Annotated in this window: 9 protein-coding genes; 4 read left to right on the top strand and 5 right to left on the bottom strand. The window is 51.7% G+C overall.

Going from position 1 to position 10,844, the window contains the following annotated elements; genetic code table 11:
• Positions 1-91: 91 nt before the first annotated feature.
• Together rfbD and Q0294_RS18080 are read right to left on the bottom strand one after the other, a co-directional pair.
• Positions 92-946 (bottom strand): dTDP-4-dehydrorhamnose reductase, encoded by an 855-nt coding sequence (rfbD, locus tag Q0294_RS18085; protein WP_299468248.1) that lies wholly within the window; start codon positions 944-946, stop codon positions 92-94.
• 93 nt (positions 947-1,039) lie between these two features.
• A complete protein-coding gene (locus Q0294_RS18080; RefSeq protein ID WP_299468246.1) occupies positions 1,040-1,534 on the bottom strand; it encodes a GNAT family N-acetyltransferase in 495 nt (164 codons plus the stop codon).
• Positions 1,535-1,698: 164 nt separating this feature from the next.
• Here Q0294_RS18080 and Q0294_RS18075 point away from each other — a divergent pair, with 164 nt between their 5' ends.
• The 3 genes from Q0294_RS18075 to Q0294_RS18065 all read left to right on the top strand — a co-directional run bounded on the left by Q0294_RS18075 (position 1,699) and on the right by Q0294_RS18065 (position 5,272).
• The gene (locus tag Q0294_RS18075) at positions 1,699-2,268 is read left to right on the top strand and encodes a Uma2 family endonuclease (protein ID WP_299468244.1); all 570 of its coding nucleotides are present in this window, start codon (positions 1,699-1,701) and stop codon (positions 2,266-2,268) included.
• A gap of 111 nt (positions 2,269-2,379) precedes the next feature.
• The gene (sthA, locus tag Q0294_RS18070; RefSeq protein ID WP_299468242.1) at positions 2,380-3,780 is read left to right on the top strand and encodes a Si-specific NAD(P)(+) transhydrogenase; all 1,401 of its coding nucleotides are present in this window, start codon (positions 2,380-2,382) and stop codon (positions 3,778-3,780) included.
• 34 nt (positions 3,781-3,814) lie between these two features.
• On the top strand, positions 3,815-5,272 hold the full coding sequence (locus Q0294_RS18065; RefSeq protein ID WP_299468240.1) for a sulfatase: 1,458 nt from the start codon (positions 3,815-3,817) through the stop codon (positions 5,270-5,272).
• A 73-nt stretch (positions 5,273-5,345) separates the two neighbouring features.
• On the opposite strand, the gene Q0294_RS18060 is transcribed toward Q0294_RS18065, so the two are convergent.
• The gene (locus Q0294_RS18060; protein WP_299468238.1) at positions 5,346-7,331 is read right to left on the bottom strand and encodes a redoxin domain-containing protein; all 1,986 of its coding nucleotides are present in this window, start codon (positions 7,329-7,331) and stop codon (positions 5,346-5,348) included.
• A 267-nt stretch (positions 7,332-7,598) separates the two neighbouring features.
• Between Q0294_RS18060 and acpS the strand changes: the two genes are divergently transcribed.
• Entirely contained in the window at positions 7,599-7,985 is a 387-nt protein-coding gene (gene acpS / locus Q0294_RS18055) for a holo-ACP synthase (protein WP_299468236.1), read from the top strand.
• A gap of 33 nt (positions 7,986-8,018) precedes the next feature.
• Here acpS and Q0294_RS18050 read toward each other — a convergent pair whose 3' ends face one another.
• Complete coding sequence (locus Q0294_RS18050) at positions 8,019-8,609, bottom strand: TIGR00730 family Rossman fold protein (protein WP_299468234.1); 591 nt, start codon at positions 8,607-8,609, stop codon at positions 8,019-8,021.
• Positions 8,606-10,672, bottom strand: coding sequence for an ATP-dependent zinc metalloprotease FtsH (ftsH, locus tag Q0294_RS18045; protein WP_299468232.1), 2,067 nt, complete (start codon positions 10,670-10,672; stop codon positions 8,606-8,608). Before ftsH ends, Q0294_RS18050 begins: the two co-directional genes overlap by 4 nt.
• Between the last annotated feature and the right edge of the window lie 172 nt (positions 10,673-10,844).

Raw genomic sequence — 10,844 nt, 5'->3', positions numbered from 1 at the left:
AGAATCAATCGATCCTGACTGAAGCCGCGGGGTCTGGAAATAACATATTTACCGTAAGGTGTTTATTTTCAGAAACTTATGGCATTCAGACCTATGATTCCAGATAGGTTTTCAAGGCCTCTTTCCAGTCAGGGAAAGCAAAGCCTGTGGTCGCCTTGAGCTTTGAACAGTCCAACACGCTAAAGCGGGGGCGTTCTGCTGCGGCATGATACTGTTCGGTCGAGATGGCGTTTAATTTGACGTCCATTCCCGCGAGTTCGAAGATCGTCCGTGCAAATTCGAACCAGGTCGTCTGCCCTTGACTGGTGGCGTGATACAGTCCGAAGCGGTCTGTCTGAATCAGACGAGTGATCGCTGTCGAGAGATCGCGTGTGGAAGTGGGGGTGCAATGCTGATCGTTGATGATGGAAAGTTCATCGCGTTCCTTGCCGAGACGCAGCATGGTTTCCACAAAGTTTCCATTCCCCGTTTTGCCGGCTTTCCCATAGAGACCGCATGTGCGCACGACATAATGTTGGGGGCAGATCGCACGGACAAAGTATTCTCCTGCCAGCTTGCTCTGTCCGTAAGCGCTCAGCGGGCCCGGCGCGTCATGTTCACCGTAAGCCGACTGACGCGCCGCTTCCAGACCAAACACGTAGTCGGTGCTGATCTGCATCAATCGGATATTTTTCTGGTGACAATACATCGCCAGATTGCGTGGTCCGAATGTATTGATGGTGAAGGCTGCTTCGGGCGCTGATTCAGCCAGATCGACTTTATTGTAAGCGGCGGTATTGATGACCAGCTCAGGGGCATTGTCGTCAAGCGCTGTTTCGATGCTGGCTGCCTCCTCAATCGAAATCTGCTGATGGGTCAGGCCTGTCAGCTGATGTCCGTCTGCAGAGAGGCTCGACATCAGATCGTGTCCCAGTTGTCCCTGAGAGCCGATTACTGTGATTCGCATTTTAAAAGCAGCCTTTGATGAAACATAATTGACTCAATCGCATAATCGTAACGGATGGATCTGTACCCAGATCGTTTCAAAATGGTTTTCGGCTTACTGCCTCTCATCAACGGGCGCAGGTGAAAGTGGAGCAACGAAGTGAACCTGTTTGACGATTTCCTTGAATCCCAGTGATGTGTAAAGGTGGTTGCCAACCGCATTCTGTTCCAGAGTTTCGATTTTCGCAAGCGAAAGATTGAGCCGTCGAAAATGATCCAGCGCATATTCGAGGAGTTTGCGTCCCATGCCCTGTCCGCGGTATTCGGGAACAAACGCCAGATTGGGGATATAGCCGATCCCCGCATCCGGGTCGTGCCAGGTCGAAATATAACCTGCAATCCGGCCTTCCACTTCTGCGACGAAAATTCCCTCCGGTTCCCGTCGAGCATCGGTTGCGACATGGCCGGCTTTACGCCATTTCCAGTCGTGACCGTTGATGACGCCATATTCCCGCTCGATTCCCTCATCAATCGAAACGCCTTGAAAGGCTTCCACGGTGATTTCTTTCAGAATATCCAAGTCTTCAGGTTGGTAAGGGCGAATTTTCATGGGAATCATCAAGCGGGATTGCCGGGCCAAAACAGCGGGTAAGACTGACGAGAGAACCTGATGTATGCTATGATGTTTGAATGAAAAATTAAAGGTGACAGAGATAAACCTTTTAAAGAGAGTCGATCTCACTTAAGATCAGCGAAAACTGACAGGGACAGTGGATGGCAGAATCACCGATATACACAGCAGAACAATTTTTAGAAGCCCGGGATGAACTGCCGGATGCAGGTCGTTGGATGGAACTGGTGGAGGGAAAGATCGTCAACCTGGATCCTCCCGATATCGAGCATGGCACGATCGTGCTTAACATTTCAAAAGTACTCGCTGTCTATTTGCACCAGGTGGATCAAGGGTATGCCTGTTTCGAACTGGGGCTGCTGGTAAAACGGAATCCTGATACGATTCGTTTTCCGCCGGTCAGTATGTTTAACAGTGGCGTCCGGTTTGAAGAGACCGACAAAGTCCTCTCCGAACGGAAGCCGACTGCGATTATCGAGATCGCCTCGACCAATCCCCGGCGTCAAATCATGAATGACCATGTCAGGGATTATGTTGACTGGGGTGTCGAACTAATCTGGGTCATTGATCCTCATGTTCAGGAAGTTCTCGAATATCTTCCCGGCGAGGGGAGTGAGGTGATTGATGTGAATGGGAAAATCACCGGCGGTAAAGTGCTGCCTGGATTTTCCATGCAGGTGAAAGACTTATTTGCGGAACCGGTCTGGTGGTAAAGTATCAATTTGTTTGTCAATCATAGTTAATTAAGTTCATCACATCCTGGCTGAGAATCAGCGGCTCCTTCCGGTCGCCTGTGATGAGAAAACATCAAGGAAAGTTTAAGGATGTCAGCGACACATTATGACGTGGCAGTGATTGGTACCGGCCCCGGCGGAGAAGGGGCGGCGATGCAGGCCATCAAACAGGGCAAATCGGTCATCTCAATCGAGAAGTTCTATGAGATTGGTGGTAGCTGCACACATAAGGGAACCATTCCCAGTAAAGCGCTGCGATATTCCATTCTGCAAATGTCCGAAATCAATAACTACATGCGCCAGATGGGGCGTTCCGGTATGGTGTTTGACCTGGAATTTCCGGAATTGCGGAAGACGGCGGCTTCAGTGATTCAGAAACAGGTGAGCATGCGGCGTACGTTCTATGAGCGTAATGGCGTGGAACTGGTGGAAGGGGTAGCCCGGTTTATGGACCCGCATCGGATCCACATCGATACGCCGAATGGTCTGACGGAAGAGGTTACCTTTGATTATGCCATCATTGCCACGGGATCACGTCCTTATCGACCTGATAATGTCGACTTCAGCCATCCCCGCATTTTCTGCAGCGATACGATTCTGGATCTGGAATTCACGCCACGCTCCATCACCGTCTACGGCGCCGGTGTCGTGGGCTGTGAGTATGCCTCCATGTTGCGCATGATGGGCACGAAGGTCAACCTGGTAAATACCCGCAGTTCGCTGTTGGATTTTCTGGATGATGAAATCAGCGATGCCTTGAGTTACCATATGCGTGAAAGTGGGGTTTTGCTGCGACATTGTGAGCATTATGAATCAATCGATGGAACTGACGATGGTGTGATTATTTCACTCCAGTCCGGTAAGAAACTGAAAACCGATATCCTGCTGTTTGCCGCAGGTCGCGCCGGAAATACGGAACATCTGGGACTGGAAACATTGGAGATTCAACCCGATTCGCGCGGACTGCTCGAAGTGAATGACGATTTTCAAACCACGCAGCCGCATATCTACGCAGTCGGGGATATCATCGGTTATCCGTCACTCGCCAGTGCCGCCTATGTGCAGGGACGTTATGCCGCCAGTCATCTGGATAATGGAGAATGCGAGCGGGCCTTGATTCGTGATATTCCGACGGGAATTTATACCAGCCCGGAGATCAGTTCTCTCGGCAAGACGGAAAAGGAATTGACGGAAGCCAAAATTCCGTATGAAGTCGGCCACTCGATGTTCAAGCATCTGGCCCGCGCGCAGATCATGAACTGCCCGATCGGCATGCTCAAGCTGTTGTTTCATCGTGATACCCTGGAAATTCTGGGTATTCATTGTTTTGGGCCGAACGCTTCCGAAATTATTCACATTGGTCAGGCAATCATGTCACAACCCGGCACGGCGAATACACTGTTGTATTTTATCAATACCACCTTCAATTATCCCACGATGGCAGAAGCCTATCGTGTGGCTGCTTTGAACGGGTATAATCGTCTGTTTTAAACTGACACACTCCATGCAATGACAGGGGAATCTGATGAGTCGCTCGATTATTGGAATACTGTTTTTGATTCTGGTAGCGTTTCCCCCCGGGGCAGAAGTTTTCGCCGCGGAAACTTCACAGCCGAATGTGCTGTTCATTGCCGTTGATGATTTGAATGACTGGATCGGTTGTCTGGGCGGACATCCGGATTGTAAAACGCCTAACATCGACCGGCTGGCGTCGCGGGGTGTGTTGTTTACAAACGCGCATTGTGCGGCTCCTGCCTGCAATCCTTCGCGGGCCGCTTTGATGACGGGCATTCGTCCTTCGAGTTCCGGCGTCTATTTAAATTCGCAGCCCTGGCGACCGGTGATGCCGGATGCGGTAACATTGCCTCAGCATTTTCGCAATCACGGTTATCAGGCGATAGGCTCGGGGAAAATCTTTCACGGCGGGTACAACGATCTCAGCTCGTGGGACGATTATCTGAAACAGACGGGCGACCCCAAGCCGACGCCTGCCGTATTGAATGATCCGCACAGCCGCGCAGGATCGATCATCTGGGGTGTGCTCGATGTCGAAGATCGGGAAATGAGCGATTACAAGATGGCCAATTATGCCATCGATTATCTCGGCAAGAAACATGAGAAACCCTTCTTCCTGGCGTGCGGCATTTATCGGCCGCATATGCCCTGGCAGGTGCCTCGTAAATATTATGACATGTATCCGCTCGACAAGATTCAGCTTCCCAAGGTGCTGGAAAACGATCTGGATGATATTCCCAAGGCCGGCGTGCGGATGGCGAAACCGGGCGGCGATCATGCCAATATTCTGAAAACCGATAACTGGCGCCAATCGGTGCAGGCCTATCTGGCGAGTATTGCTTTTGCCGATGTGCAGGTGGGGCGGGTGCTGGATGCGCTGGATGCCAGTCCCTATGCGAAAAATACGATTGTGGTGTTATGGGGCGATCATGGCTGGCACCTGGGTGAGAAACATCATTGGCGCAAATTTTCGCTCTGGGAAGAAGCGACACGTGCGCCGCTGATGATGGTGGTGCCCGGCGTCACCGAAGCGGGTTCCCGTTGTAATCAGGCCGTCGATTTCATGAATATTTACCCGACGCTTTGTGAGTTGTGTTCGCTTCCGGTTGGGAAACATCTGGATGGCATCAGTCTGACACCTTTAATGAAAGATCCAGCTACAACCTGGGACCGCCCGGCTTTGACGACGCACGGCCGTCTGAATCATGCGGTGCGGAGCAACCAGTATCGTCTGATTCGCTATCAGGACGGCAGTGAAGAGCTGTATGATCACAGCAACGATCCGCTGGAGTGGAAAAATCTGGCAGACAACCCGAAGCACGCAGAAGTGAAACAGCAGCTTGCCAAGTGGTTCCCTGAGAAAAATGCACCTGACGCGCCGCACGATGAGCCCCGCGGCGGCAAACAGAAGCAGAAAAAGAAACAACAGGGCAAGGGTAAGAACAAAAAGAACGCTGCAAAGCAGTAGCAGCGTTCTTTTGAACTCGAAATAACAAGCCTCGCAGCGAAACAGACGCACTGTCTTCGAGACCTGGGGAAAATTACTCTTTTTTCTTGCCGCGGTTTTTTTCGATTAGAGCGGCCAGTTCGTCGACAGTAACGATGGCGTCTTTATTCTGGTCCGCCTGGAAGAAGAGGGGGAGTTCGACTAATGGAACTTCAGCCTGTTCCAGTTGGCCGTTGGAATTCTTATCGCGGCGGCGTACCAGCCGAAAGGCGACTGTTTTGAACTGGTCTTCGGGAGTCGCTTCTTCTTTGGGAATCGCGACGTTGAAATAACCGATCATCATTTCATTCCAGGTCTGATCGCCCCAGGAAACGGATTCGTTCGGATTGGGGTTCGAGAGATTGCTGTCGGAATTGTTGTAGTGAGCGACACAGTGAATGTAATCGCCGATTTCGATAGGAATCGGTTTTTCGATGCCGTAAGCCGTCTGCCAGTTGAAATCGAAGGCGGGCACATCAATTAAGATTTCTCCCGGCTGATCCGGTTTTTTTCTCAATTCGTAACGGAACGATTTGCCACGCAAATGCATGTGTGGCATATAGCTCAACAGCAGGGCCTTGCGATCATTGGGGGGGGAAGTGGCTTCAATTTTGAAATTGTCGTCGTTCGCATCGATCTTAATCCGACGGCGGACAAAGTCTTCATTGATGACCTGCGCCGTCACAACCTGATGCGTGACCTTTGATTCCTCGGTAAAGACCAGCCCCACTTTACTGCGGTCCTGCTGCTCGGTGCCGATAGGAGTGTAATGCATCTGGAATACCAGTTTGGAACCCGCGGGAATTTTCTTGGCCATCCCGGGATGCAGCATGACTTCGCGTGAACCGGGTACATAACCGACGAGAAACTGATCCCCCTCGCCGAAGACACGGACCCGTTTTCCCTCTGGAGGACGGGCGAAGACCAGAATGTGATGCACGACAGCCCGATTGCCGGGCAGGGCTTCTGCACCGGTGATCCATTTATCTTCCGTAAAGCCGGGATCGACTGTGAAATACTGATATTTCACGCCCCGTTTTCCGGCTTGCGCGGGAACCGTGAAAGGTTTGTCATCCATGTAAAAGACGGCGTCCGGCTTTTGCGGCAGTTTCCAGCCGGTGACATAGGTCTGCGGTGCCGGCAGATCTTTGGGATCGCCTTCCGGAGCACCATGTTCGACCCATTGAAAGATCAGCTCTTTTTCTTCTTTGCTCAGACTGCGATCATTGGCAAATTTTCCATGCGCAGGATCGGCGTGCCAGGGGGGCATTCTCTGATCGCGGACGACTTCGGCAATCGTTTCCGCCCAGCCGGCGACTTCCTGATATTCGTTGAGCGCGAAGGGAGCGATTTCTCCTTCGCGGTGACATTCGACACAATGTTTCTGAAAGAGGCGGGATATCTGATTAGAGTAAGTCACCGTGCTTTGGGAATCCGGTTCCCGCAGGCGACCGATAAAACAGCCGACCGGTTTTGTTGAGGCAAGACTGACCGGTTTCTTCGCCAGCAGTTCCGTCAGGGCGACTTTCAGATCTTCCCGGCTGGGTTCATCTTTGAGATAACCGACGCCGTACTGGTCATCCACGCGACCGTGATAACGGATTGTTCCTGCCTGATCGAGGATGAAGACTTCGGGGGTCCGTTTGGCACCGATTTGATCTGCGACATGATTGCCGGCGTCTTTGAGAACCGGGAACGTGATTTCGTGCTTCTTCGCATAAGCGGCGATCTCGGTCAGGGAATCCTGCTGATTGGACATGATCGCATAAAAGGAGACCCCCTGAGATCCAAATTCATCGGCAAGTTTTTGCAGGCGACCGCCATACAGTTTAGCCAGCGGGCATTCCGTTCCCAGAAAGGCGATGACGGCGAACTGTTGCTCTTTCTGATCCTGCAGTTGAACGGTTTTTCCTCGAAAATCCTTGAGGCTGAAATTCTCTACTTTTTTCCCGATGAGGGGGTCGGTCGATTCGGCGAATACCGAAGACGTACACAGGCAGACGGACAGGAATCCCGGGATTAGATAATAGAAGCGTTGCATTCGACCTTGAACTCCCCTGTCAACTCATATTTAATGATGGGCGCTGATTCTGTAAGAAAACCGTTTTAATCATCTAACCCGAATTCGGGTTGAGGGTAGCGTTTTTGAGAACGATGCGATCCAATTCCTCTCAGGAAAGGGATCGCGTCGGTCTAATCAAAGACGCTCCAGAGGTAGATACCTCTCTGAATGCGATTCTGTTTCAGAAATCAGAAAAGAATTGAAGCCGGTTCATTATACATGCGAACAGAAGCAGGGTAAATATCAGTGATCGTCGGATTGGGAACAGATATTGTCGAGATTTCGCGTATCGGTCAAATGATCGAGCGGCATGGAGATACGTTTCTCAATCGCGTGTTTACGGAAAATGAAAATGCCTATTGCGGCTCCAAGAAGCATAAAGAGCAGCATTACGCCGGTCGCTGGGCAGCCAAAGAAGCCGTGATGAAGACATTAGGTACCGGCTTCATTAAAGGGATTGGCTGGAAGGAAATCGAAATCATCAATTTAAAAAGCGGCAAGCCGACGGTTGTAATCTCAGGGGGAGTGGAGACACACGCCGCAGAGATGGGCATACAGGAAATTCTGATTACGATTTCTCACAGCCGCGAATTTGCAACCGCGACGGCGATTGCCCTGGGAAACCCTCAGTAAAATTTCAGAGCAGGTTTCCGAAATCAACGCGCCTTAAATCTGTTCGGGATCCAGAATTTTTTCGATCAGAGGCAATTCATGGCGTTGCAGGTGATCGAGCAGCGTGGCTGGCGTTTCATCGGCGATGATCAGATCCCGATATTTGGGTTTGATGAATTCGGATTCGATGCAATGTTCGACCATGTTCAACAGCGGGTCATAAAAACCGGCGGTATTCAGCAGACCCATTGGTTTGGCATAAATCCCCAACTGCACCCAGGAAACGACTTCAAACAGTTCTTCCAGAGTCCCGAAACCGCCGGGCATCGCGATGAAAGCGTCCGCGTATTCCGACATTTTTGCCTTGCGGGTATGCATGTCTTCAACGATGTGCATTTCTGTGACGCCGGGATGAATCAGTTCCCGTGTTGCCAGATTCCGGGGAATGACGCCGATGACCTGCCCGCCGGATTCCAGCACGGCATCCGCAATGACGCCCATCAAGCCGACGCTGCCGCCTCCATACACCAGCGTGATTTTTCGCTGTGCCATCAGGCGGCCCAGTTCAATGGCGGACTGCTGATACTGCGGATCGTTTCCGGATTTTGAACCGCAAAAGACGCAGACACTTTTCAGCGTGCTCATGCTCCCGTTCCATCGGCTGCCTGGTCATTCTCGGACGTGGGTTCCTCACTTACCTGATCACCGGATTTTCCTTCAGAGGCTTTGCCTTTAAAGGTGCCGGGTTTGATCTGAGGACCACGCTGATGCTCTTTTAGAATCGCTTGTAATTGTGTCATATCCATTACTTCGCATTCCAGCAGGTCTCGAGTGAGATGTTCCAGCAATTCGCGGCGTTCGTCCAGAATTTCATAGGCCGTTTTGGCACATTGATCGATGATCCGTCTGATCTCCAGATCAATCTCCCGCAGCGTGTTTTCACTGTGAACGCTTTCGGACGGACTTTGCGAGTCTCCCAGGAACGGGGACCTGCGCGTTTCGCTGTAATGGACGCGGCCTAATTTGGGGCTCATGCCGAACTCGGTGACCATGCGGCGGGCCAGATCGGTGGCACGTTGCAAATCGTTCTGGGCACCGGTGGATGTTTCCCTGTAAATAATTTCTTCGGCGGCAATGCCTCCCAGCAGCACGCAGATCCGGCTTTCCAGCTCACTTTGCGTGACCAGTTGTTTTTCTTCTTCGGGGCGCTGCATAGTATATCCAAGAGCGCCTAGTCCGCGGGGCACAATCGAAATTTTGTGAACCGGATCGACGTTGGGTAACGAACAGGCAACCAGAGCATGGCCACATTCGTGATAGGCCACGCGACTTTTTTCATCTTCGTGAATCAGCCGGGTTGATTTTTCCAAACCGGCGACGACCCGCTCGACACCTTCTTCGCATTCGTGCATCGAGACGGCGGTTTTGTTATTGCGCGCGGCGAGCAGGGCAGCTTCGTTGATCAGGTTCGCCAGATCGGCGCCCACAAATCCGGGAGTAATTTTGGCAATGTGCTGCAGATTGACCGATTCATCCATTTTGATTTTGGCGCTGTGGACCTTGAGGATCGCTTCGCGGCCTCGCACGTCAGGGCGATCGACGAGTACGTGACGGTCAAAACGACCGGGACGCATTAACGCGGGGTCCAGTGTTTCCGGACGGTTGGTGGCTCCCATGACGATCACGCTCTGGTCCGAACCGAAACCATCCATTTCAACGAGCAGTGCATTGAGTGTCTGCTCCCGTTCATCGTGGCCGCCGGGCATTCCGCTGCCGCGGGTTTTGCCGAGTGCGTCCAGTTCGTCAATAAAAATAATCGCCGGTGATTTCTGGGCGGCCTGCTGGAACATGTCCCGCACGCGTGCGGCACCCACGCCGACAAACATTTCGACAAAGTCAGAACCCGACAGTCCGTAAAAAGGAACTCCCGCTTCGCCGGCGACGGCTTTGGCGAGCATCGTTTTACCGGTTCCCGGAGGGCCTACCAGTAACACTCCCTTGGGAATGCGACCGCCGAGTGCCTGATACTTGGCCGGCGTTTTCAAAAACTCAACAATTTCGCGCAGCTCTTCGACGGCTTCATCGATGCCCGCGACATCGTTGAAGGTAACTTCGATGTCTTCCTGGGCATACATCTTGCCACGGCTGCGACCGAATGACATCGGCGAACCGGCGCCTCCCATCCGGCGAAACAGATAAATCACAAAAATCAACAGCACAATCGGGAAGAACAGGACGGCGATCAGCGATTCCCATTCCGAAGGACGACTTTCAGAATCGACGATGATATCTTTGCTTTCCAGTTTCGATTGCAGTTGCGCGAGACGCTCGGAGGAAAAACCGTAAACCGGGATATAAAATTTCCGGGTGGTATCGGGAAGCGCGCTTTTTTCCGGCGTTTCCGGTTTGGGTTGATCCTGAAAAACAATATAATCCCTGCCAAATTTCAGATCATGCACGTTGGTCTTATTATACTTGCCGTCATCGACGCCTTTGACGAAGTCGCCAAATACGATTTTATCGCCGCGCGTATTATTCGAGACGATCGAGAGGGTAATCACCAGAATCAGCCCGCCCACAACCAGATACCATAAGACATTGCTTTTGGGCCCTTTGGGTTCAGGTCGGCGACTATCACCTTTGGGAGATTGCTCAGGTAAGGAAGGACGTTCTTTGCGGTTCTGCTGATCGGGATCCGGAGTAGGCATAGGGAATTATCTTTTCAGAGGAGTGCGCAATTCTGATCGTTTAAAATTAAATACGCACGGAACATAAAGTCATGTAGAGTTGTTTTTGACAAGAATCCAAGTCTGAGAAGAGGGATCTTAGCTCAGAATGCATCTTATCCTTATTGATAATGTATGTCGTATCGGCGAAGGG

Source organism: uncultured Gimesia sp., assembly GCF_937919775.1.
GTDB lineage: Bacteria > Planctomycetota > Planctomycetia > Planctomycetales > Planctomycetaceae > Gimesia.
The sequence above is the reverse complement of the archived record's forward strand: the minus strand, read 5'-3'. Positions and strand labels throughout refer to the sequence as shown.